The sequence below is a fragment of the Zestomonas insulae genome, assembly GCF_016901015.1.
GTDB lineage: Bacteria > Pseudomonadota > Gammaproteobacteria > Pseudomonadales > Pseudomonadaceae > Aquipseudomonas > Aquipseudomonas insulae.
Genome location: NZ_JAFEUP010000005.1, coordinates 16,419 through 38,323, shown reverse-complemented (window position 1 = coordinate 38,323; position 21,905 = coordinate 16,419). Strand labels below are relative to the sequence as shown.

Here is a 21,905-nt window from a genome sequence, read left to right as displayed (position 1 = left end):
CTTGGTCCGCAGCGGCAGAACCGCCACGGACAAGTCCGAATGCGACGGCGACCGGCGCCGCGGGAAATCGCGGCGCCGATGGCAGACTACTGCGACTTGCGAACCCGCAGATACCATTCCGACAGCAGGCGCACCTGCTTCTCGGTATAGCCGCGCTCGACCATGCGTTTGACGAAGTCGTTGTGCTTCTGTTGATCCTCCTTGCTGGCCTTGGCGTTGAAGCTGATGACCGGCAGCAGGTCTTCGGTGTTGGAGAACATTTTCTTCTCGATCACCACCCGCAGCTTCTCGTAGCTCAGCCAGGTCGGGTTCTTGCCGTTGTTGTTGGCCCGCGCGCGCAGCACGAAGTTGACGATCTCGTTGCGGAAATCCTTCGGGTTGCTGATGCCGGCCGGCTTCTCGATCTTCTCCAGCTCTTCGTTGAGGGCCACGCGGTTGAGGATCTCGCCGGTTTCCGGGTCGCGGTACTCCTGGTCCTGAATCCAGAAGTCGGCGTACAGCACGTAGCGGTCGAAGATGTTCTGCCCGTACTCGCTGTAGGACTCGAGGTAGGCAGTCTGGATCTCCTTGCCGATGAACTCGATGTAGCGCGGCGCCAGGTATTCCTTGATATAGCGCAGGTAGCGCTCGCGCATCTCGGCGGGGAACTGCTCCTGCTCGATCTGCTGTTCCAGCACGTAGAGCAGGTGCACCGGGTTGGCGGCGATCTCGTGCGGGTCGAAGTTGAACACCTTGGAGAGGATCTTGAAGGCGAAGCGCGTCGACAGGCCGTTCATGCCCTCGTCGACGCCGGCCGAGTCGCGGTATTCCTGGATCGACTTGGCCTTCGGGTCGGTGTCCTTGAGGTTCTCGCCGTCGTAGACGCGCATCTTCGAGTAGACGTTGGAGTTGTCCGGCTCCTTGAGGCGCGACAGCGCGGAGAACTGCGCGAGCATCTTCAAGGTGTCCGGCGCGCAGTGGGCGTGCGCCAGCGAGCTGTTGAGCAGCAGTTTGTCGTAGATCTTGATCTCGTCGGTGACGCGCAGGCAGTAGGGCACCTTGACGATGTAGATGCGGTCGATGAACGCCTCGTTGTTCTTGTTGTTACGGAAGCTGTGCCATTCCGATTCGTTGGAGTGGGCGAGGATGATGCCGCTGAACGGCAGGCCGCCGAGGCCCTCGGTGCTGTTGTAGTTGCCTTCCTGGGTGGCGGTCAGCAGCGGGTGCAGCACCTTGATTGGTGCCTTGAACATCTCGACGAACTCCATCAGGCCCTGGTTGGCGCGGCATAGGGCGCCGGAGTAGCTGTAGGCGTCGGCGTCGTTCTGCGGGAATTCCTCGAGCTTGCGGATATCCACCTTGCCGACCAGTGCGGAGATGTCCTGGTTGTTCTCGTCGCCCGGCTCGGTCTTGGCGATGGCGATCTGGTTGAGGATCGACGGGTACAGCTTGACCACGCGGAACTTGCTGATGTCGCCGCCGAATTCGCTGAGCCGCTTGGACGCCCAGGGCGACATCACCGAGCGCAGGTAGCGCTGCGGAATGCCGTATTCCTCCTCGAGGATCGCGCCGTCCTCATCGGCGTTGAACAGCCCCAGTGGCGATTCGAACACCGGCGAGCCCTTGATCGCGTAGAACGGCACGCGCTCCATCAGCTGCTTGAGTTTTTCCGCCAGCGAGGACTTGCCGCCGCCGACCGGGCCGAGCAGGTAGAGGATCTGCTTCTTCTCTTCCAGGCCCTGCGCGGCGTGGCGGAAGAACGAGACGATCTGGTCGATGCAGTCTTCCATGCCGTGGAAGTCGGCGAACGCCGGGTAGCGGCGGATCACCTTGTTGGAGAAGATCCGCGACAGCCGCGGGTCGAGGGAAGTGTCCAACAACTCGGGCTCGCCGATGGCCATGAGCATGCGCTCGGCGGCTGTGGCGTAGGCGCTGCGTTCCTGTTTGCACAGGTCCAGGTATTCCTGCAGGGAATATTCTTCCTGGCGAGTCGCCTCGAAGCGTTGTTGGAAGTGGCTGAAAATACTCATGTCGTCACCTCGCTCGATGCGGAGAGTCGGCGCCGGATCGGTCGTGCGGGTGCGGGCGTCAGCCGAGAAGTCGGCCGATGGAAATCCCCCAGAACACCTAAGTGGTCACTGCCGATGGCCCGGAACCGGTGTGCCGGCTCTCCTTTTTGGATGGCCTGGCTTAAGAGTAGTTCGGAATCCCGAAGGTCAAGCGTCGCGCTTGCCCTGACGACCTGTGCCGTTCGTCCGGTAGTGACCGCTGAGCCAGAAACGGCGAGGGGTGCGCCGTTCTGTAATTTTTTATTCCAGGCTGCCCTGGTCGATCTCATTGGGGTAGGTGCCGCGCCACAGTTCGAAGCCGCCATCGAGGCTGTAGACCTCGGCGAATCCCTGGCCGGCGAGGTAGGCGGCGGCGCCCTGGCTGGAGTTGCCGTGGTAGCAGGCGACGATCAGCGGCTTGTCGAAATCGGCGTGGGCGATGAAATCGGCCAGCGAGTAGTTGTCCAGGTGCTGCGAGCCGGCGATATGGCCGAGGGCGAAGCTCTGCGGGTCGCGCACGTCGACCACCACGGCGCCTTGCTCGCGCAGTGCCTGGGCCTGTTCCGGGCCGATACGTTTGAAGTCAGTCATGGCGGTTCTCCTCGCAGCTGCAGCTGATACGCTCGCCGCTGTCGACGTTCAACAGGGTCATGCTGCCGCCCCACACGCAGCCGGTGTCCAGGGCGAACAGGCCGGGCTCGGTGCAGCGGCCCTCGAGTGCGGCCCAGTGGCCGAAAATGATCTTCTGCCCGCGCATCTTGCGCTCCGAGTGGCTGAACCACGGCGCGTAGCCCGGTGGCGCGGTGCCGACGCCTTCCTTGCTCTTCAGGTCGAGGGTGCCGTCGGCCTTGCAGAAGCGCATGCGGGTGAAATAGTTGGTGATCACCCGCAGGCGGGCGACACCCTTCAGGCTTTTGTCCCACTTGGCCGGCTCGTTGCCGTACATGCCGTCGAGAAACAGCGGCAGGCGGGCGTCGTCGCGCAGCACTTCCTCGACTTCCGCGGCGCACTTCTGCGCCTTGGCCAGCGACCACTGCGGCGGGATGCCGGCATGCACCAGGGTGATCTGGCGCTCGGCGTCGTGGTGCAGCAGCTTCTGCTGACGCAGCCAGTCGAGCAGCTCGTTGCGGTCCGGGGCGTCGAGGATTTCGCGCAGGGTGTCGGACTTCTTCAGGCGTTCGATGTGGTGGGCGGTGGCCAGCAGGTGCAAGTCGTGGTTGCCGAGCACGCAGACCACTGCTTCGCGCATGGCGTAGAGGAAGCGCAGGGTCTCCAACGACTGCGGGCCGCGGTTGACCAGGTCACCGACCAGCCACAGGCGGTCCTGGGTCGGGTCGAAGGCGACACGTTGGAGCAGGCATTGCAGCGGCTTCAGGCAACCCTGGAGGTCACCAACGGCGTACACCGCCATCAGTGCAGCGCCCCCGGAACGGCAAGGCGGAACGGCGCGATCGGCGCGTCGAAGCGCTTACCGTCGGCGGCGAGCATCTGGTAGCTGCCCTGCATGTTGCCGACCCGCGTGCTGAGCACGGTGCCGCTGCTGTAGGTGTGGCTGGCGCCCGGTTCGATCAGCGGCTGCTGGCCGACCACCCCGGCGCCGCGCACTTCCTGCACGCCACCGTCGCCGTCGGTGATGATCCAGTGGCGCGACAGCAGGCGGGCCGGCTGCTCACCGCCATTGTGGATGGTCACCGTGTAAGCGAAGGCAAAGCGCTGCGCGTCCGGCTGCGATTGCTCGGGGAGGAAGCGGGTGACGACGCTGACGTCGATCTGATAGCGGGAATCGGTCATGGGGACGCTCGGAAAGCTGAACTGCGAGTCTAAAACCTCACTCCGCGCTTGTCTGCTCGGCCAGCTGGTCGGCCAGGCGAACGAAGGCGGCGAGGTCGAGCTGCTCGGGACGGCGGCTGCCATCGACGCCGGCGGCTTCGATGGCGGCCGCCGGCAGCAACGCCTTGAGGGTGTTGCGCAGGGTCTTGCGGCGCTGGTTGAAGGCTTCGCGCACCACGCGCTCAAGCAGCCGGTGGTCCTTGGCCGGGTGCGGCAGCACGGCGTGCGGCACCAGGCGGACGATCGCCGAATCGACCTTCGGCGGCGGATTGAACGCGCCGGGGCCGACATTGAACAGGTGTTCGACCCGGCAGTGGTACTGGACCATGATCGACAGCCGGCCCCAGTCGCCACCGCCTGGCTCGGCGGCCAGGCGCTCGACCACTTCCTTCTGCAGCATGAAGTGCATGTCTTTGATCAGCGAGGCGTGGTCGAGCAGGTGGAAGATCAGCGGGGTGGAGATGTTGTACGGTAGGTTGCCGACCACCCGCAGGCTGTGCGGCTCGCCACCCAGCTGGGTGAAGTCGAACTTCAGGGCATCGCCCTGATTGAGGCGGAAGTTGGCGCGTTCGGCGAACTTGGCGCGCAGGATGGGGATCAGGTCGAGATCCAGTTCCACCACGTCGAGATGCGCGCCGCTGCTCAGCAGGCCTTCGGTGAGAGCGCCCTGGCCTGGACCGATCTCCACCAGGCGCTCACCTTCGCGTGCATGAATGGCACGCAGGATGCGGTGGATCACGCCGGCGTCGTGCAGGAAGTTCTGGCCGAAACGCTTGCGGGCGCGGTGTTGGTGCAACTCGGACATCGGGGCGGCTCCAGGCTTCGCCGCGCGCGCCTGGTGGGCCGCGCCGAAGCAGTCAGGCAAAGGCGCGCAGCTTACCAGTTGCGGCCGGGGTCGGCATCCCGGCGAGGCGAGCGGCTCAGCCGCGCGCGGTGCGGCTGGCGGCCATCTGGTAGGCGGTGTCGAGGGCGACCTGCAGGCTGCCGGTGTCGATTCGCCCGGTACCGGCCAAGTCCAAGGCGGTGCCGTGGTCGACCGAAGTGCGGATGATCGGCAGGCCCAGGGTGACGTTCACCGCCGCACCGAAGCCCTTGTACTTGAGCACTGGCAGGCCCTGGTCGTGGTACATGGCGAGCACCGCGTCGCAATGCTCGAGGTGCTTGGGGGTGAACAGGGTGTCGGCTGGCAGCGGGCCGATCAGCTCGATGCCCTCGCCGCGCAAACCGTCCAGGGTCGGTTCGATTACCTCGAGCTCCTCGCGACCGAGATGGCCGCCCTCGCCAGCATGCGGGTTGAGGCCGCAGGCCAGGATGCGCGGCCGCTCGATGCCGAACTTGTCGCGCAGGTCGGCATGCAGGATGCGAGTGACGCGCTGCAGGCGCTCGGGGGTGATCGCCGCGGACACGTCCTTGAGCGGTAGGTGGGTGGTCACCAGAGCCACGCGCAGGCCATGGGTGGCGAGCATCATCACCACCTGGGCGGTGTGGGTCAGTTCGGCGAGGAACTCGGTGTGCCCGGAGAAGGGGATGCCGCCGTCGTTGATCACGCCCTTGTGCACCGGCGCGGTGATCATCGCGGCGAAGTCGCCGTCGAGGCAGCCCTGCCCGGCGCGGGTAAGGGTGTCCAGCACATAGGCGGCGTTCGCCGCGTCCAACTGACCGGGCACCACCGGCGCATGCAGCGGGGTGTCCCAGACGTACAGGCTGCCCGCGGCGGCGGGCTGCGCGGGCCACTGGCCGGGTGCGACGGCCAGCAGTTCGATGGGCAAGGCCAGTTGCGCCGCGCGTTCGGTGAGCAGGGCGCGGCTGGCCACCGCGATCAACGGGTGCGGCTGGGCCTGTTGGGCGAGCAGCAGGCACAGGTCGGGGCCGATGCCGGCCGGCTCGCCTGGGGTGAGCGCGAAACGCAGGGGCTGAGTCATCGAAGGCTCCTCTCGGGGCTGGCCGGCGAGGCGCGGCCGGGCAGGCTATGGGTCTGGCACCAGAGTATGCCGATGCCGATCACGGATACAAAAAGCCCGGCGCTAGGCCGGGCTTCCGATTGCTGAGCCGGGGCTCAGAGCTTGATCTCGACGTAGGCTTCGTCGCGGATCTGGCGCAGCCAGGCTTGCAGCTCTTCGTCGTACTTGCGATTGCGCAGGGCGCTGAGTGCCTGCTGCTCGCGGAACTGCTCGCTGCTGTCGGTGGCGCGGCGGCCGAGGACTTCCAGGACGTGCCAGCCATACGGGCTCTTGAACGGCTTGGAGAGTTCGCCGCTGGCGGTGTGCGCCATCACTTCGCGGAACTCCGGCACCAGTGCGTTCGGGTCGATCCAGTTGAGGTCGCCGCCGTTGAGCGCCGAGCCTGGGTCTTCCGAGAAGCTCTTCGCCAGGGCGCCGAAATCTTCGCCAGACTGGATGCGTTCGTACAGGCGCTCGGCCAGGCGCTGAGCCTCGGCTTCGCTGCGAATTTCGCTGGGCTTGATGAGGATGTGGCGCACATGCACTTCATCGCGCACCTGGGTGCCGCCGCCGCGCTTCTCGATCAGCTTGAGGATGATGAAGCCGCCCGGGGTGCGCATCGGCTCGGTGACTTCGCCGGGCTTCAGCGCGCCGATCATCGAGTCGAACGGCGAAGGCAGTTGCGCCGCCTTGCGCCAGCCCATGTCGCCGCCTTCCAGTGCGGTTTCGCTGGCCGAGCGGGCGATGGCCTGCTGGGCAAAGTCGGCGCCCTGTTGCAGTTGCTGGTACAGCTCGTCAGCCTGCTTGGCAGCGCCCTGGATGTCGGACGACGAGGCGCTTTCCGGGACCGGGATAAGGATGTTGGCGAGGTGGTACTCCTCGGACAGCTGCATCTTGCCGAGGTCGGAGGCGAGGAAGTTCTGCACCTCCTGCTCGGTCACCTGGACGCGCTCGGCAACGCGGCGCTGACGCACGCGGCTGATGACCATCTCGCGGCGCACCTGCTCGCGAGCATCCTCGTAGGACAGCCCGTCACGGGCCAGGGCCGCGCGGAACTGCTCGACGCTGAGGTTGTTGCGCTGGGCGATGGTGCCGATCGCCTGATTCAGCTCTTCATCGGTAATGCGGATGCCGGAGCGGTCGCCGATCTGCAGCTGGATGTTCTCGATGATCAGGCGCTCGAGTACCTGCTGGCTCAGCACGTGCTCGGGCGGCAGCGCGGCACCGCGCTTGGCGATGGTCTGCTGCACTTCGCGCAGGCGCTGGTCGAGCTGGCTCTGCATGATGACGTCGTTGTCGACGATCGCTACCACACGGTTCAGCGGTTGAACTTCGGCCTGTGCGTTACCCAGCAGGGCGCTACTCAGCAACAGCGCGCCCAGCAGCGGGCGCATGCAATCAGAAAGCTTGGTCTTCACGTTCACGGTAACCTTGGATGCCTTTATCGAGGAAGGTTTCAACCTTGTTGCCGACGACACCGCCAAGGCCTTTGAGCACGATTTGCAGGAAGATACCGCGGTCGCCTTCCTCGTTGAGGTCGGGCGACAGGCTGTATTCGTCGTAGTCCAGCCAGTAGCGGTTGATCAGGCGCAGCTTCCAGCAGCAACTGTCGTACTCGAAGCCGGCGAAGGCCTCCAGGGTGCGGTTGCGGTTGTAGTCGTACTGCCAGCGCGCAATCGCACTCCACTGCGGCACCATCGGCCAGATGGTCGAGATGTCGTGCTGTTCGATCTTGTAGTAGTCCTTGATGGTCTGCCCGGTGACTGGATCGGTGTAGTCGCCGCCGCCGGTCAGCCAGGTGCCGGTGGACGGGTCGTAGCGCACGGTATCGTTGCGATAACGGAAGCCGGCGTTGACCACCTTGTTCGGATTGTCTTCCGGTTGGTAGTGGAACATCGCGCTGCCCGAGCGGGTGCGATGACTATCCGGGTCCCAGTTGAAGTCCGAGGTGAAGTTCCAGTCGCGGTTGAAGCGGTACAGGTATTCCAGCGCGTACGGCGAAACGTCCGAAGTCGCATCCTGACGGGTGCGGTAGTCGACACCCGGCATCTGTACCTTGCGGTCGGCGAAGTACAGCGCCTGGCCAATGCTGAAACGCTGGCGCTCGAAGCCGTCCGGTTGGATCCAGCGGTTGGTCACGCCCAGCGACAGCTGGTTGGCGTCGCCGATGCGGTCGCGACCGGAGAAGCGGTTCTCGCGGAACAGCGAGGAGTAGCTGAAGGTGCTTTCGCTGCTGTCGAACACTGGGATGTCGTCCTGGTCTTCCTCAGGGACATAGAGGTAGAACAGGCGTGGTTCCAGGGTTTGCCGATAGCTCTTGCCAAACAGCTGGGTGTTGCGGTCGAAGTACAGGCCGCTGTCGACGCTGGCGACGGCTACACCACGATCCGGGGCGTCGTCGAAGCTACCCACCTGGCTCTTGCCGAGGCTATCCAGGTCGAGGCTGTAGTCGGTGTAGAGGTATTTGAGCGACGGTTTGACGAAGCCCCAGGTCCAGTTCACTGGCAAGCTCACGCCCGGCTCAACGTGGGCGCGATCACCGGTGGCGCGGGCCAGGCCGAAGATCTGGCTGTCGTACCAGGGCGTCGGGTTGCCGTCCTTGTCAATGAAGTTGCCTTCGCGCAGGTCACGGTCGAAGCGCACGAACTCGGTGGAGTAGGTGAAGTTCAGTCCGGCCGGTTGGAACGGCAGCATGCCGTCCAGGGTAAGTTGCGGCAGGCGGTCGTACGGGGTGATGTCGGTGACCGTAGCCATTTCATAGGCGTGCGCATTGAGGCGCGCGGTGTAGCTGTCGCCGCGCCAGGTCAGGGTGCCGCGCTGGTCGACGTAACTAGTCGGCGCCAGACCCAGGTCGGTTTTCAGATCCTGGAAGTAATAAGGGTCGCTGATGTCGGTGAAGTCGACTTCAGTCAGCAGGCGCGAGTCGAGGCCGCCGGTGTGCTGCCAGCTGTACAGCCAGCGCTGGTCCTCGTACTCGGACTGCAGTTTGCGCTCGTCTTCCTGGTCATCCAGGTAGGCCGCGCCGAACTGGCCCTGGCTGCTCTTGGTCAGGTAACGCCCTTCGCCTTCCAGCAACAGGCCGCGCTTGGCCATGAAGGTCGGGTACAGGGTTGCGTCGTAGTTAGGCGCCAGGTTGAAGTAGTACGGGGTTTCCAGCGAGAAGCCGGTATCGCTCGAGGTGCCGATGCTCGGCGGCAGGAAGCCGGACTGGCGACGGTCGTCGATCGGGAAGTAAATGTACGGCGTGTAGAACACCGGCAGATCCTTGACCCGCAGCGTCACGTTGGTCGCGGTACCGAAGCCGGTCGCCGGGTTGAGCGTGATGTTGTTGCCCTTGAGGTGCCAGGCATTGCTGCCCGGCTCGCAGCGGGTGTAGGTGCCGTCTTTCAGGCGGATGATCGCCGTCTCTTCACGCTTGGCATACAGGGCGTTGCCGCGGGTGTGCGACTTGTGCAGGACGTACTCGGCGTTGTCGACCTGCGCCTCGCCGTTGTCCAGTTGCAGGTCGGCGCGATCGCCGACCACCAGCGCGCCGTTGTCGCGCAGCTTGACGTTGCCGACCAGCTCGCCGTGGTTTTCCGCCTGACGCAGGTTCGCCTCATCGGCTTCGACCTGCAGGCTGCCTTGGCGCAGCACCACATTGCCGGCCAGGGTGGCGACCTGCTTTTCCTGCTCGTAGCGCGAGGCCTTGGCGGAGATGTACATCGGCGCTTCGCTGAGCGGTGTCTTGTCATCCATGCCGGGGCGCGGTGGCTCGACGTAGGCGCCGGCGCAATACGGGCCGGTTTCCGCCAGTTGCGCGGCGGTCAGTTTGTCGCGCGGTACCCAGTCGAGGTGGCTGTAATCGGCACTGCGCGATTTCAGGCCCTTGCCTTTACTGTCGATGACCAAGGGCGTGACGGGTGCGCCCGCTTCCGCGGTGCCCCCGGCTTCGCCGCTGGCCGCGGCGGCACCGGCGCTGACTGCCGAGGCGCTGTGCGCTGGCCGTGGCGGCAGTGCACTGGCGGGCGTCTTCGGCGCGCAGGCCCAGCCACCCGTGGGGGAGGCTTGGCAGTCGAACTGCTCGGCGGCGGTGACCTGTGGTGCGGCAACGGTGTGGATGGCCAATAGGCCGCCGCTGAGCAAAAGGGGGAATTTTCTACGAAACGCGGGGCTGTTTACTGCCATCTTATAAGTCCGGGCTTCCTGCGCGCCTTCGGCCGCTAGGGGCCGCACGCCACTCGATGGGCTGAAAAAGATGCTGGATAATAAAGCATGACCCGCACAACGGCTAGCGCCGTCGGAGACCCCTGAGAATGCCTCAAGAAGATGTACGCCTAGGCCAGCTGCGCGCCTGGTTGGATCAGTGTTTGCCCGCGTTGTTCGCCGCCGAGGGCTGGGGCGAGGTGCCGCCTGCGGAGCTCACTCCCGCTAGCAGCGACGCCAGTTTCCGCCGTTACTTCCGCAGGCAGGGCGGCGCGCGGACCTTGATCGTGATGGACGCGCCGCCGCCGCAGGAAGACTGCCGGCCCTTCGTCAAGGTCGCCGGCCTGCTGGCCTCGGCCGGTGCGCACGTGCCGCGAATTCTCGCCGCCGACCTCGAGCGCGGCTTCCTGCTGCTCGACGATCTGGGTCGGCAGACCTACCTCGAGGTGATCGATGCGAGCAATGCCGATGCGTTGTTCGAGGACGCCCTGCAGGCCCTGCTGAAGTTCCAGCGCCTGCCGCTGGATGCCGGTCTGCCGCACTACGACACCGCCCTGCTGCTGCGCGAGTTGCAGCTGTTCCCCGACTGGTATGTGCAGCGCCACCTCGGCATCGAGTGGCAGGGCGAGCAGTTGGCGGCGTGGCAGCGCTGCTGTGAATTGCTGATCGACAGTGCGCTGGCGCAGCCCAAAGTGCTGGTGCACCGCGACTACATGCCGCGCAACCTGATGCAGAGTTCGCCGAATCCCGGTGTGCTGGATTTCCAGGATGCGGTGTACGGCCCGGTCACCTATGACGTCACCTGCCTGTTCAAGGATGCCTTCCTCAGTTGGCCGGAAGTGCAGGTGCGCGGCTGGCTCGAGCGCTACTGGTGGATGGCTCGCGACGCCGGGATTCCGGTGCAGGACCAGCTCGAGGAGTTCCTTCGCGCCAGCGACCTGATGGGCGTGCAGCGCCACCTCAAGGTGATCGGCATCTTCGCGCGCATCTGCCACCGTGACGGCAAACCCAAGTACCTCGGCGACGTGCCGCGCTTCTTCCGCTACATCACTGCGGTGCTCGCGCGCCGTCCGGAACTGGCCGAGCTCGGCGCGCTGCTCGCCAGTCTGCCGCAGGCCGAATCGGTGCCGGAATGAAGGCGATGATTCTCGCCGCCGGCAAAGGCGAGCGCCTGCGTCCGCTGACCTTGCACACGCCCAAGCCGTTGGTGCAGGCCGGCGGCCAGCCACTGATCGAGTACCACGTGCGTGCGCTGGCGGCGGCCGGTTTCGACGAGCTGGTGATCAACCACGCCTGGCTGGGTCAGCAGATCGAGGACTACCTCGGCGATGGCGCGCGCTTCGGCGTGCGCATTGCCTACTCCGCCGAGGGTGAGCCGCTGGAAACCGGTGGTGGCATCTTCCGTGCACTGCCGCTGCTGGGCGATGCGCCGTTCCTGGTGGTCAACGGCGACATCTGGACCGACTACGACTTCGCCGCGCTGCGCCGGCCGCTGCCGGCTGCGGCGCACTTGGTGCTGGTCGACAACCCGGCGCATCACCCGCACGGTGATTTCCACCTGCACGCGGGATTGGTGAGCGATGCGAGCGCAGCACAGCCGTGCCTCACCTACAGCGGTATCGCCGTGCTCGCCCCCGCGCTGTTCGCCGGCTGCCAACCGGGTGCCTTCAAGCTCGCGCCGCTGCTGCGCCAGGCCATGGCGGCGGGGCAGGTGAGCGGTGAGCACTATGCGGGACGCTGGGTCGATGTCGGCACCCACGAGCGCCTGGCGGAAGTCGAGCGCCTGGTGATGGAGCCGCGCTGAGATGATCTGGCCGGCGACCCTGATCGGAGCGGGGGCGGGCTTCGCCCTGGCGAGCATTCCCGGTGCGCTGCTCGGCGCCTTGCTCGGCCAGGTGCTCGACCGCCGCCTGCGTCTGCATGACTGGCGCGCGCTGCTCACCCACCTGCGCGGTTCGGTGACCAGTGCGCCGCGCCTGGACGAGCGCGAGCTGCTGTTCCTGCTGCTCGGCCGTTTGGCCAAGAGCGACGGCGCGGTGCAGGAAGCGCATATCCAATTGGCGCGCAACGAGATGCAGCGCCTGCAACTGGATGCCCAGGCGCAGCGCGAAGCGATCGAGGCGTTCAGCCGCGGCAAGAGTGCCGGTGGCGAGTTGCGTCGCCCGCTCGGCGAGCTGCGCAGCCGTCGCGAGCGCGGCGAAGCCTTGCTGCGCGCCTGCTGGCGGATGGCCTGGGCGGATGGCCGGCTCGGCGCGCGCGAGCAGGAGTTGTTGCTGCAGTGGGGGCAATGGCTGGGCTGGAACGCCGAGACGGTGATGAGCCTCGGCCGCGACTACCAGCCCGCCGGGCAGCCGCTGGCGCGTGGCGGCGCCTACCAGGAAGCGTTGCGCCTGCTCGGCGTGCACACCGACAGCGAGCCGGTGGCGATCAAGCGCGCCTACCGTCGTCTGCTCAGCCAGCATCACCCGGACAAGCTGAGCGGCAGCGGCGCCAGCCCGGCGCGGGTCCGCGAAGCCACCGAACGCACCCGCGAACTGCACAACGCCTACCGGTTGATTCGCGAGCGCCGCGGCTTCCGTTGAGGCCGGCTCAGCCGGCCGGGCGCTGCGCCGCCTTGATGTGCAATGACAGCCAGCCCTTGATGCGCCGGTAGAGCTGTTCCTGCTCGACCGCGACATTGCCCGGCAGTGCCTTCATGGCGACCTGGATGTAGGCCGGCAACTGCTGCCGTTTGGCCGCCTGCAGGCGCTGCAGCGCGGCCCGGCGATCGCCGGGATTGTCCTGATAGAAGAAGTCGCCGGTGGCCAGTTTCAGCGGCGGGATCAGGCTGTCCAGCGTCGGCGTGAAGCCCTCCGGCACCTCGGCGGCGACCAGCAGCAGATTCTGAATGCGTGGCGACGGTTGCTCGGCGAGGTAGCGCGCTGCCCAGTAAGCACCGCTGCCGTGGCCGAGCAGCACGATGGTCTTCGGTTGGCGCTCTTCGGCGGCTGCGATGCCGGCCCGGATGCGCGCCAGCACGCGCTGGGCATGCGCTTCACGTTGCTCGGCGGTGAAGCCGGCCGGCGCTGTGGCATCCGCCGCGGCCTCGCTCGCCGGTGCGGTTTCTGCGGCTTCGCTGGCGGGCGCCGACGCGTCCGCGCTGGCCGCGTCCGTTGCGGCGGCGGGGGAGTCGTGCACCGGCGGTACCGCGCCCTGCGGGTCGGGTAGGGTCAGGCTCAGGGTGTGCCAGCCGGCGTCCGGCAGCTTGCGCCGCAGTGGGCCGATGGCGCGCGGCCAGTCGGCGCTTTCACCATCTCCGGGCACCAGCACGATCACCCCGCTCGGCGTGCCGACGTTGGCCGGTTGCCACAGGGCGAGGAAGCTTTCCTCGCCGGCCTGCAGCTGCAGTTGCTGTTCGCCCGGCAGGCGTTGCTGCAGCGCGCTGGCGGTGTCGACGCTCTGCTCGCCACCGACCCGCTCGACCGGCGCGGCGCTCGGTTCGGCGGGCTGCGCGGCGTCCTCGGCCTGAGTCGGCAGGCCGAAGGGCAGCAGGCAGAACAGGCACAGGGTGGACAGGCGTTTGGCTGACAGCATGGTGACATTCCGGGCCGGGGCGGGTGCAGGCAGCCTACTGCGTCGCCCGGGCTTTGTCAGGCGGGCAGGGCCTGCACGCGCTTATAGCGATCTCGCATACCCGCCGATTTGCGCTAGCGTCACCATTCTCTAGGCTTTGATGCACGGTTTGCCAGATTTCGAGGGTGTGGCCATGAGCGACGCGAAGACCGGTGTAGGCGCGAACGGCGAAACGCTGGTCAGCTTCCGTGGCGTGCAGAAGAGCTACGACGGCGAAAACCTGATCGTCAAAGACCTCAATCTGGACATTCGCAAGGGCGAGTTCCTCACCCTGCTCGGCCCGTCAGGCTCGGGCAAGACTACCAGCCTGATGATGCTCGCCGGCTTCGAGACGCCCACCGCCGGGGAAATCCTCCTCGCCGGCAAGGCGATCAACAACGTGCCGCCGCACAAGCGCGACATCGGCATGGTGTTCCAGAACTACGCCCTGTTCCCGCACATGACCGTCGCCGAGAACCTGGCCTTCCCGCTCAGCGTGCGCAAGGTCGCCAAGAGCGAGTCGATCGAACGGGTCAAGCGCGCGCTGGCCATGGTCCAGCTCGACAAGTTCCGCCATCGCTACCCGGCGCAGCTTTCCGGCGGCCAGCAGCAGCGCGTCGCGCTGGCCCGCGCGCTGGTCTTCGAGCCGCAGCTGGTGCTGATGGACGAGCCGCTCGGTGCGTTGGACAAGCAGCTGCGCGAACACATGCAGATGGAGATCAAGCACATCCACCAGCGCTTCGGCGTCACCGTGGTGTACGTCACCCACGACCAGGGCGAGGCACTGACCATGTCCGACCGCGTGGCGGTGTTCCACCAGGGCGAGATCCAGCAGATCGCCCCGCCGCGCGAACTCTACGAGGCACCGCACAACAGCTTCGTCGCCAACTTCATCGGCGAGAATAACCGCCTCGCCGGGCAGCTGCTCAGCCGCGACGGCGAGCGCTGCGTGGTCGAGCTGGCGCAGGGCGCGCGGGTCGAGGCGCTGGCCATTCAGACTGGCGAGCCGGGCGCGCCGGTGATGCTCTCGATTCGTCCCGAACGGGTCTGCCTAAATGGCCGCAGCGCGGATTGCGCGAATCGCTTCAACGGCCGCGTCGAGGAATTCATCTACCTCGGCGACCACGTGCGCATTCGCCTCGAGGTCGCCGGCAACACCGATTTCATCGTCAAGCAGCCGATCGCCGAACTCGACCCCGCGCTGGCGGTGGGCGACACCGTGGCGCTCGGTTGGCAGGTCGAGCATGTGCGCGCGCTCGATCCGTCGCCGGTCGAGTGACTCGCCCGGCGCTTCCCATCCCGCAACCTGGAGACAACCGCAATGCACAACTCGCTGAAACTCACTGCTGTTGCGCTGGGAATGGTCTGTGCCCTGCCGCTGCTGGCCGCCGACCTGACCGTGATTTCCTTCGGCGGGGCCAACAAGAACGCGCAGGCCAAGGCTTTCTACCATCCGTGGGAAAAGGCCGGTAACGGCAACATCGTGGCTGGCGAGTACAACGGCGAGATGGCCAAGGTCAAAGCCATGGTCGACACCAAAAGCGTGTCGTGGAACCTGGTGGAAGTGGAGTCGCCCGAGCTGGCGCGCGGCTGTGACGAAGGCCTGTTCGAGGAGCTCGACGCCGCGCAGTTCGGCAATCCCGACGACTTCGTCGATGGTGCGCTGACGCCCTGCGGGGTCGGTTTCTTCGTCTGGTCGACGGTGCTCGCCTACAACGCCGACAAGCTCAAGGCGGCGCCGGCCAACTGGGCGGATTTCTGGGACACGAAGAAATTCCCCGGCAAGCGCGGCCTGCGCAAGGGTGCCAAGTACACCCTGGAGTTCGCCCTGATGGCCGACGGCGTGCAGCCCAAGGACGTCTACACCGTGCTGGCCACCAAGGAAGGCCAGGACCGCGCGTTCAAGAAGCTCGATGAGATAAAACCGAGCATCCAGTGGTGGGAGGCCGGCGCACAGCCGCCGCAGTTCCTCGCCTCCGGCGACGTGGTGATGAGCTCGGCGTACAACGGGCGGATCGCCGCGGTGCAGAAGGAGAGCAATCTCAAGGTGGTATGGAACGGCGGCATCTACGACTTCGACGCCTGGGCGATCCCCAAGGGCGCCAAGAATGCCGAGGAGGCCAAGCAGTTCATCGCCTTCTCCGTGCGTCCCGAGCAGCAGAAGATCTACTCGGAAAACATCGCCTACGGTCCGGCCAACAAGCAGGCCGTGCCGCTGCTCGACAAGGCACTGCTCAAGGACATGCCGACCACCCCGGCGAACATCGAGAACCAGGTGGCGATGAACGTCGGCTTCTGGGCCGACTATGGCGAGCAGCTGGAGCAGCGCTTCAACGCCTGGGCGGCGAAGTAGGCGCCTGAGCGGGACGGGGCGGGCCGCGTCAGTTGCGCGTCCCGCCCCGTCCCGCGCTGCCGCACCCTGAAGGCCCGACCATTGTCCCGGAGTCACCATGGCCACCTCCGTCACCATCAGCGATGTCCCCGGTCCGACGCTCAAGCAGAAGCTGGCGCGCGCCGAGCGGATCAATCGGTTCAAGGCCCAGGCGCTGATCCTGCCGCTGGTGCTGTTTCTGCTGCTGGTGTTCCTGCTGCCGATCGCCGCGCTGCTGTACAAGAGCGTCAGCAACCCGGAAGTGGTCGCCGGCCTGCCGCGCACCGTGCAGCTGATCGGTGCCTGGGACGGCAAGGCGCTGCCCGACGAGACGCTGTTCAAGGCGCTGGCCGACGACCTCGGCGAGGCGCGCAAGCAGCAGACCCTTGGCGACCTGTCCAAGCGCCTGAACATGGAGCTGGCCGGCTACCGCAGCCTGCTGGCCAAGACCGGCCGCGCGCTGCCGTTCAAGCAGGAGCCGGCTTCCTATAAAGAGGCGCTGCAGGCGCTGGATGCGCGTTGGGGAAAGGTGCCGTACTGGCAGGCGATCCGCCGCAACGCCAGTGCTTTTACCTCCTACTACCTGCTCGCCGCGCTCGATCACCGCATCGACGAGCAGGGCGAGCTGGCGCCGCAGACGCCGGACCAGGCGATCTACCTGGACATCTTCGCCCGCACCTTCTGGATGGGCCTGGTAATCACCGCGATCTGCCTGCTGCTCGCCTATCCGCTGGCCTACCTGCTGGCCAGCCTGCCGGCGCGGCAGAGCAACCTGCTGATGATCCTCGTGCTGCTGCCGTTCTGGACCTCGATCCTGGTGCGCGTCGCCGCCTGGATCGTGCTGCTGCAATCCGGCGGGCTGATCAATGGTGCGTTGCAGGCGCTGGGGCTGATCGATGAGCCGCTGCAACTGGTGTTCAACCGCACCGGGGTGTACATCGCCATGGTGCACATCATGCTGCCGTTCATGATTTTGCCGATCTACAGCGTGATGAAGGGCATCTCGCCGTCCTACATGCGCGCGGCGATCTCGCTCGGTTGCCACCCGTTCGCCAGTTTCTGGAAGGTGTATTTCCCGCAGACCCTGGCCGGTGTCGGCGCCGGCGGCCTGCTGGTGTTCATCCTGTCGATCGGCTACTACATCACCCCGGCGCTGCTGGGCAGTCCGAACGATCAGATGGTCAGCTACTTCGTCGCCTTCTACACCAACACCAGCATCAACTGGGGCATGGCCACCGCGCTCGGCGGCCTGCTGCTGCTCGCCACCCTGGTGCTGTACATGGTCTATGGCTGGCTGGTCGGCGCCAGCCGGCTGCGCCTGAGCTGAGGAGGTGGCGATGATCAGCCCCTACCAATCGCCGATCGAACGCCTGTGGTTCTGGGTGCACCGCATCTTCTGCGGCCTGCTGCTGCTGTTCCTGGTGCTGCCGGTGCTGGTCATCGTGCCGCTGTCGTTCAATGCCGGGACCTTCCTGGTCTACCCGATCCACGAGTACTCGCTGCGCTGGTACCAGGACTTCTTCGCCTCGGCCGAGTGGATGCGCGCGCTGAAGAACAGCCTGATCATCGCCCCGGCGGCGACCTTCCTGGCCATGGTGTTCGGCACCCTGGCGGCGATCGGCCTGACCCGCGGCGAGTTCCGCGGCAAGGCGCTGATCATGAGCCTGGTGATTTCGCCGATGGTGGTGCCGGTGGTGATCGTCGGCGTGGCCTGCTACCTGGCCTTCGCCCCACTCGGCTTCGGCAACAGCTACCTGGCGCTGATCCTCACCCACGCGGTGCTCGGCGTGCCGTTTGTGATCATCACCGTGTCCGCCACCCTGCAGGGCTTCAACTACAACCTGGTGCGCGCCGCCGCCAGCCTCGGCGCCAACCCGACCACCGCGTTCTTCCGCGTCACCCTGCCGCTGATCGCGCCGGGGGTGATCAGCGGTGCGCTGTTCGCCTTCGCCACCTCGTTCGATGAAGTGGTGGTCACCCTGTTCCTCGCCGGCCCCGAGCAGGCCACCTTGCCGCGGCAGATGTTCAGCGGCATCCGCGAGAACCTCAGCCCGACCATCGCCGCGGCGGCGACGCTGCTGATCGGCTTCTCGGTACTCCTGCTGCTGACCCTGGAATGGCTGCGCGGGCGCAGCGAGCGCTTGCGCACCGCGCCCGGCGACTGACGAGCCGCGCTAGGTCGGGGTGGACGTGGTTGCGACCATGGTCGAAGAACTTGCCTGACATACGACAGCCGCCTCGGCGTCCGACTCAGGCTACAATTCGCGCCATCCTGGTACCGCCTGAGGCATTTCGCCATGCAACCCTTTGCCATCGCCCCGTCGATTCTCTCCGCCGACTTCGCCCGCCTCGGTGAGGAAGTCGACAAGGTTCTCGCCGCCGGCGCCGACATCGTCCACTTCGACGTGATGGACAACCACTACGTGCCCAACCTGACCATCGGCCCGATGGTCTGCGCCGCGTTGCGCAAGTACGGCATCACCGCGCCGATCGACGTGCACCTGATGGTCAAGCCGGTCGACCGCATCATCGGCGACTTCCTCGAGGCCGGTGCCAGCTACATCACCTTCCACCCGGAAGCCTCCGAACACATCGATCGCTCGCTGCAGCTGATCAAGGCCGGCGGCGCCAAGGCCGGCCTGGTGTTCAACCCGGCCACCCCGCTGGATGCGCTGAAGTATGTGATGGACAAGGTCGACATGATCCTGCTGATGAGCGTCAACCCAGGCTTCGGCGGGCAGAAGTTCATCCCCGGCACACTCGACAAGCTGCGCGAGGCGCGCGCGCTGATCGACGCCTCGGGCTACGACATCCGACTGGAGATCGACGGTGGGGTCAACGTGCAGAACATCGGCGAAATCGCCGCGGCCGGCGCCGACACCTTCGTCGCCGGCTCGGCGATCTTCAATCAGCCGGACTACAAGGCGGTGATCGACGCCATGCGGGGCGAACTGGCGCGCGCCGCGCGATGAGTTTCGAGCAGCTGTTTCCCGGCCGCTTGCCGCGCCTGGTGATGTTCGACCTGGACGGCACCCTGGTCGATTCGGTGCCCGACCTCGCCGCCGCCATCGACCGCATGCTGCAGCACCTCGGCCGGCCCAGCGCCGGCATCGAAGCGGTGCGCCAGTGGGTCGGCAACGGCGCGCGGGTGCTGGTGCGCCGCGCCCTGGCCGGCGACCTCGAGCACGCTGCGGTCAGCGACGAGGACACCGAACACGCCCTGGCGCTGTTCATGGACGCCTACGGCGGCAGCCATGCGATGACTCGCGTCTACCCCGGCGTGCGCACCACGCTGAAATGGCTGAAGAAGCAGGGCGTGGAAATGGCCCTGATCACCAACAAGCCGGAGCAGTTCGTCGCGCCGCTGCTCGACGACATGAAGATCGGTCGCTACTTCCGCTGGATCATCGGCGGCGACACCCTGCCGCAGCAGAAGCCCGATCCGGCGGCGCTGTTGTTCGTCATGCAGATGGCCGAGGTCAAGGCCGAGGACGCGCTGTTCATCGGCGACTCGCGCAACGACGTGCTCGCCGCGCGCGCCGCGGGGGTCTCCTGCGTGGCCCTGAGCTACGGCTACAACCACGGCCGGCCGATCAGCGAAGAGGCACCAACCCTGGTGGTTGACGACCTGCGCGAGCTGCTTCCGGAAGGTTGCCTGGCGCCCGAGGCTGCGCTAATGTCGCAGGACTCCGCTGCAAACCCACTCTCAAGAGACAGCATCGTGGTCGTTGCCCGCAAATACTGGATGACTCTGATCAAGGCTCTGGCCCGCTGGCGCTGGCGCGCCTGATCGATCCTGGCCGGCCTGCCGGCGCGTTTGCTGACAACACGACTCGATTTACCCTCATTCCACGAGGCTGCTCATGACCCGCGAAGAATTCCAGCGTTTGGCCGCTGCCGGCTATAACCGCATTCCGCTTGCACTCGAAACCCTGGCCGACTTCGACACCCCGCTGTCGATCTACCTGAAGCTCGCCGACGCGCCCAATTCCTACCTGCTGGAATCGGTGCAGGGCGGCGAGAAGTGGGGCCGTTATTCGATCATCGGCCTGCCGTGCCGCACCGTGCTGCGTGCCCACGAGCACCGCATCAGCGTGACCCGCGACGGCGTGGAGGTCGAAAGCCTGCAGGCCGACGATCCGCTGGCCTTTGTCGAAGCGTTCAAGGCGCGTTTCAAGGTGCCGAGCATCCCCGGTCTGCCGCGTTTCGACGGCGGCCTGGTCGGTTACTTCGGCTACGACAGCGTGCGCTACGTCGAGAAGAAACTCGCCCAGTGCCCGAATCCCGATCCGCTGGGCACCCCGGACATCCTGCTGATGGTCTCCGACGCGGTGGTGGTGTTCGACAACCTGGCGGGCAAGATGCACGCCATCGTGCTGGTCGATCCGGCTGCCAGCGATGCCTACGAGCAGGGCCAGGCGCGCCTCGCCGAATTGCTCGACCGCCTGCGCCAGCCGATCACCCCGCGCCTCGGCGTCGACCTGTCGCTGCCGAGTGGCGCCGAGCCGGAGTTCGTCTCCAGCTTCAAACGCGACGACTACGAAGATGCGGTCAAGGCGATCAAGGAATACATCCTCGCCGGCGACTGCATGCAGGTGGTGATCTCCCAGCGCATGTCGATTCCGTTCCAGGCCGCGCCGATCGACTTGTACCGCGCGCTGCGCTGCATCAACCCGACGCCGTACATGTACTTCTTCAACTTCGGCGACTTCCACGTGGTCGGCAGTTCGCCGGAAGTGCTGGTGCGGGTCGAGGACAACCTGGTCACCGTGCGCCCGATCGCCGGCACCCGCCCGCGCGGCGCCACCGAAGAGGCCGACCTGGCCCTCGAGGAAGACCTGCTGTCCGACGCCAAAGAGCTTGCCGAACACCTGATGCTGATCGACCTCGGCCGCAACGACGTCGGCCGGGTCGCCGAGATCGGCTCGGTGAAGCTCACCGAGAAGATGGTCATCGAGCGCTATTCCAACGTCATGCATATCGTCTCCAACGTGACGGGGCACCTCAAAGAGGGGCTGAGCGCGATGGACGCGCTGCGTGCCATCCTGCCGGCCGGCACCCTGTCCGGGGCGCCGAAGGTGCGCGCGATGGAAATCATCGACGAACTCGAACCGGTCAAGCGCGGCGTGTACGGCGGCGCGGTCGGCTACCTGGCGTGGAACGGCAACATGGACACCGCCATCGCCATCCGCACCGCGGTGATCAAGGACGGCGAGCTGCACGTGCAGGCCGGCGCCGGCATCGTCGCCGACTCGCAGCCGGCGCTGGAATGGGAAGAAACCCTGAACAAGCGCCGCGCCATGTTCCGCGCGGTGAGCCTCGCCGAACAGTCCGTTCCGCAGAATACGAAGTAAGGGAGTCCCGCCATGTTGCTGATGATCGATAACTACGACTCCTTTACCTACAACGTCGTGCAGTACCTCGGTGAGCTGGGCGCGGATGTGCACGTGGTGCGCAACGACGAGCTGAGCATCGCCGAGATCGAGGCGCTCAAGCCCGAACGCATCGTGGTCTCGCCCGGTCCGTGCACGCCCAACGAAGCCGGCGTGTCGCTGGAGGTGATCCGTCACTTCGCCGGCAAGCTGCCGATCCTCGGCGTGTGCCTCGGTCACCAGAGCATCGGCCAGGCCTTCGGCGGCGATGTGGTGCGCGCGCGCCAGGCGATGCACGGCAAGACCAGCCCGGTCTACCACCTCGACCAGGGCGTGTTCGCCGGGCTCAACAACCCGCTGACGGTGACCCGCTACCACTCGCTGGTGGTCAAGCGCGAGACCTTGCCGGATTGCCTGGAAATCACCGCCTGGACCCAGCGCGACGACGGCAGCGTCGACGAGATCATGGGCCTGCGCCACAAGACCCTGCACGTCGAAGGCGTGCAGTTCCACCCGGAATCCATCCTCACCGAGCAGGGTCACGAACTGTTCGCGACCTTCCTCCAGCAACAAGGCGGGGTGCGTTGAC

Annotated in this window: 20 protein-coding genes; 11 read left to right on the top strand and 9 right to left on the bottom strand. The window is 66.1% G+C overall.

Annotated elements, in window-relative coordinates; translation table 11 throughout:
- Positions 1–86: 86 nt before the first annotated feature.
- The 8 genes from JQX08_RS16080 to JQX08_RS16045 all read right to left on the bottom strand — a co-directional run bounded on the left by JQX08_RS16080 (position 87) and on the right by JQX08_RS16045 (position 9,964).
- Positions 87–2,009: a PrkA family serine protein kinase gene (locus JQX08_RS16080; protein WP_205349425.1), complete on the bottom strand. Its 1,923-nt coding sequence runs from the start codon at positions 2,007–2,009 to the stop codon at positions 87–89.
- 279 nt (positions 2,010–2,288) lie between these two features.
- Positions 2,289–2,618: a thiosulfate sulfurtransferase GlpE gene (gene glpE / locus JQX08_RS16075; RefSeq protein ID WP_205349424.1), complete on the bottom strand. Its 330-nt coding sequence runs from the start codon at positions 2,616–2,618 to the stop codon at positions 2,289–2,291.
- Positions 2,611–3,438 (bottom strand): symmetrical bis(5'-nucleosyl)-tetraphosphatase, encoded by an 828-nt coding sequence (locus JQX08_RS16070; RefSeq protein ID WP_205349423.1) that lies wholly within the window; start codon positions 3,436–3,438, stop codon positions 2,611–2,613. The genes glpE and JQX08_RS16070 overlap by 8 nt, the downstream gene beginning before the upstream one ends.
- Positions 3,438–3,818 (bottom strand): Co2+/Mg2+ efflux protein ApaG, encoded by a 381-nt coding sequence (apaG, locus tag JQX08_RS16065; protein WP_205349422.1) that lies wholly within the window; start codon positions 3,816–3,818, stop codon positions 3,438–3,440. The genes JQX08_RS16070 and apaG overlap by 1 nt, the downstream gene beginning before the upstream one ends.
- A gap of 37 nt (positions 3,819–3,855) precedes the next feature.
- Entirely contained in the window at positions 3,856–4,662 is an 807-nt protein-coding gene (gene rsmA / locus JQX08_RS16060) for a 16S rRNA (adenine(1518)-N(6)/adenine(1519)-N(6))-dimethyltransferase RsmA (RefSeq protein WP_205349421.1), read from the bottom strand.
- Between the two features lie 115 nt (positions 4,663–4,777).
- Positions 4,778–5,779 carry a 4-hydroxythreonine-4-phosphate dehydrogenase PdxA gene (pdxA, locus tag JQX08_RS16055; RefSeq protein WP_205349420.1) on the bottom strand — a complete coding sequence of 334 codons (1,002 nt, stop codon included), beginning with the start codon at positions 5,777–5,779 and terminating at the stop codon, positions 4,778–4,780.
- A gap of 134 nt (positions 5,780–5,913) precedes the next feature.
- The gene (locus JQX08_RS16050) at positions 5,914–7,191 is read right to left on the bottom strand and encodes a peptidylprolyl isomerase (protein WP_239482227.1); all 1,278 of its coding nucleotides are present in this window, start codon (positions 7,189–7,191) and stop codon (positions 5,914–5,916) included.
- 4 nt (positions 7,192–7,195) lie between these two features.
- Entirely contained in the window at positions 7,196–9,964 is a 2,769-nt protein-coding gene (locus JQX08_RS16045) for an LPS-assembly protein LptD (protein WP_205349418.1), read from the bottom strand.
- Positions 9,965–10,092: 128 nt separating this feature from the next.
- Here JQX08_RS16045 and JQX08_RS16040 point away from each other — a divergent pair, with 128 nt between their 5' ends.
- From JQX08_RS16040 to JQX08_RS16030, 3 genes are read left to right on the top strand one after another with little or no spacing between them, the layout of a single operon-like run.
- Positions 10,093–11,118: an aminoglycoside phosphotransferase family protein gene (locus tag JQX08_RS16040; protein ID WP_205349417.1), complete on the top strand. Its 1,026-nt coding sequence runs from the start codon at positions 10,093–10,095 to the stop codon at positions 11,116–11,118.
- Positions 11,115–11,786, top strand: a complete 672-nt coding sequence (murU, locus tag JQX08_RS16035) for an N-acetylmuramate alpha-1-phosphate uridylyltransferase MurU (RefSeq protein WP_205349416.1) — start codon at positions 11,115–11,117, stop codon at positions 11,784–11,786. The genes JQX08_RS16040 and murU overlap by 4 nt, the downstream gene beginning before the upstream one ends.
- 1 nt (position 11,787) lies before the next feature.
- Complete coding sequence (locus JQX08_RS16030; protein WP_205349415.1) at positions 11,788–12,564, top strand: TerB family tellurite resistance protein; 777 nt, start codon at positions 11,788–11,790, stop codon at positions 12,562–12,564.
- Positions 12,565–12,571: 7 nt separating this feature from the next.
- On the opposite strand, the gene JQX08_RS16025 is transcribed toward JQX08_RS16030, so the two are convergent.
- A complete protein-coding gene (locus JQX08_RS16025; RefSeq protein ID WP_205349414.1) occupies positions 12,572–13,555 on the bottom strand; it encodes an alpha/beta hydrolase family protein in 984 nt (327 codons plus the stop codon).
- A 172-nt stretch (positions 13,556–13,727) separates the two neighbouring features.
- Between JQX08_RS16025 and JQX08_RS16020 the strand changes: the two genes are divergently transcribed.
- The 8 genes from JQX08_RS16020 to JQX08_RS15985 all read left to right on the top strand — a co-directional run bounded on the left by JQX08_RS16020 (position 13,728) and on the right by JQX08_RS15985 (position 21,904).
- The gene (locus JQX08_RS16020; RefSeq protein ID WP_205349413.1) at positions 13,728–14,852 is read left to right on the top strand and encodes an ABC transporter ATP-binding protein; all 1,125 of its coding nucleotides are present in this window, start codon (positions 13,728–13,730) and stop codon (positions 14,850–14,852) included.
- An 81-nt stretch (positions 14,853–14,933) separates the two neighbouring features.
- Positions 14,934–15,926, top strand: a complete 993-nt coding sequence (locus JQX08_RS16015; RefSeq protein WP_430472548.1) for an ABC transporter substrate-binding protein — start codon at positions 14,934–14,936, stop codon at positions 15,924–15,926.
- A 97-nt stretch (positions 15,927–16,023) separates the two neighbouring features.
- Positions 16,024–17,271: an ABC transporter permease gene (locus tag JQX08_RS16010; RefSeq protein WP_205349411.1), complete on the top strand. Its 1,248-nt coding sequence runs from the start codon at positions 16,024–16,026 to the stop codon at positions 17,269–17,271.
- Positions 17,272–17,281: 10 nt separating this feature from the next.
- The gene (locus tag JQX08_RS16005) at positions 17,282–18,109 is read left to right on the top strand and encodes an ABC transporter permease (RefSeq protein WP_205349410.1); all 828 of its coding nucleotides are present in this window, start codon (positions 17,282–17,284) and stop codon (positions 18,107–18,109) included.
- Between the two features lie 132 nt (positions 18,110–18,241).
- Entirely contained in the window at positions 18,242–18,916 is a 675-nt protein-coding gene (gene rpe / locus JQX08_RS16000; RefSeq protein ID WP_205349409.1) for a ribulose-phosphate 3-epimerase, read from the top strand.
- Positions 18,913–19,734, top strand: a complete 822-nt coding sequence (locus JQX08_RS15995) for a phosphoglycolate phosphatase (protein ID WP_205349408.1) — start codon at positions 18,913–18,915, stop codon at positions 19,732–19,734. The genes rpe and JQX08_RS15995 overlap by 4 nt, the downstream gene beginning before the upstream one ends.
- Positions 19,735–19,807: 73 nt before the next feature.
- Positions 19,808–21,298, top strand: a complete 1,491-nt coding sequence (trpE, locus tag JQX08_RS15990) for an anthranilate synthase component I (protein ID WP_205349407.1) — start codon at positions 19,808–19,810, stop codon at positions 21,296–21,298.
- Between the two features lie 12 nt (positions 21,299–21,310).
- A complete protein-coding gene (locus JQX08_RS15985) occupies positions 21,311–21,904 on the top strand; it encodes an aminodeoxychorismate/anthranilate synthase component II (RefSeq protein ID WP_205349406.1) in 594 nt (197 codons plus the stop codon).
- Position 21,905 lies beyond the last annotated feature (1 nt).

Bases quoted from the DNA above. Each gene is read 5' to 3' on its own strand.
- JQX08_RS16080 (WP_205349425.1), bottom strand. From the start codon at position 2,009: ATGAGTATTTTCAGCCACTTCCAACAACGCTTCGAGGCGACTCGCCAG.
- glpE (WP_205349424.1), bottom strand. From the start codon at position 2,618: ATGACTGACTTCAAACGTATCGGCCCGGAACAGGCCCAGGCACTGCGC.
- JQX08_RS16070 (WP_205349423.1), bottom strand. From the start codon at position 3,438: ATGGCGGTGTACGCCGTTGGTGACCTCCAGGGTTGCCTGAAGCCGCTG.
- apaG (WP_205349422.1), bottom strand. From the start codon at position 3,818: ATGACCGATTCCCGCTATCAGATCGACGTCAGCGTCGTCACCCGCTTC.
- rsmA (WP_205349421.1), bottom strand. From the start codon at position 4,662: ATGTCCGAGTTGCACCAACACCGCGCCCGCAAGCGTTTCGGCCAGAAC.
- pdxA (WP_205349420.1), bottom strand. From the start codon at position 5,779: ATGACTCAGCCCCTGCGTTTCGCGCTCACCCCAGGCGAGCCGGCCGGC.
- JQX08_RS16050 (WP_239482227.1), bottom strand. From the start codon at position 7,191: ATGCGCCCGCTGCTGGGCGCGCTGTTGCTGAGTAGCGCCCTGCTGGGT.
- JQX08_RS16045 (WP_205349418.1), bottom strand. From the start codon at position 9,964: ATGGCAGTAAACAGCCCCGCGTTTCGTAGAAAATTCCCCCTTTTGCTC.
- JQX08_RS16040 (WP_205349417.1), top strand. From the start codon at position 10,093: ATGCCTCAAGAAGATGTACGCCTAGGCCAGCTGCGCGCCTGGTTGGAT.
- murU (WP_205349416.1), top strand. From the start codon at position 11,115: ATGAAGGCGATGATTCTCGCCGCCGGCAAAGGCGAGCGCCTGCGTCCG.
- JQX08_RS16030 (WP_205349415.1), top strand. From the start codon at position 11,788: ATGATCTGGCCGGCGACCCTGATCGGAGCGGGGGCGGGCTTCGCCCTG.
- JQX08_RS16025 (WP_205349414.1), bottom strand. From the start codon at position 13,555: ATGCTGTCAGCCAAACGCCTGTCCACCCTGTGCCTGTTCTGCCTGCTG.
- JQX08_RS16020 (WP_205349413.1), top strand. From the start codon at position 13,728: ATGAGCGACGCGAAGACCGGTGTAGGCGCGAACGGCGAAACGCTGGTC.
- JQX08_RS16015 (WP_430472548.1), top strand. From the start codon at position 14,934: ATGGTCTGTGCCCTGCCGCTGCTGGCCGCCGACCTGACCGTGATTTCC.
- JQX08_RS16010 (WP_205349411.1), top strand. From the start codon at position 16,024: ATGGCCACCTCCGTCACCATCAGCGATGTCCCCGGTCCGACGCTCAAG.
- JQX08_RS16005 (WP_205349410.1), top strand. From the start codon at position 17,282: ATGATCAGCCCCTACCAATCGCCGATCGAACGCCTGTGGTTCTGGGTG.
- rpe (WP_205349409.1), top strand. From the start codon at position 18,242: ATGCAACCCTTTGCCATCGCCCCGTCGATTCTCTCCGCCGACTTCGCC.
- JQX08_RS15995 (WP_205349408.1), top strand. From the start codon at position 18,913: ATGAGTTTCGAGCAGCTGTTTCCCGGCCGCTTGCCGCGCCTGGTGATG.
- trpE (WP_205349407.1), top strand. From the start codon at position 19,808: ATGACCCGCGAAGAATTCCAGCGTTTGGCCGCTGCCGGCTATAACCGC.
- JQX08_RS15985 (WP_205349406.1), top strand. From the start codon at position 21,311: ATGTTGCTGATGATCGATAACTACGACTCCTTTACCTACAACGTCGTG.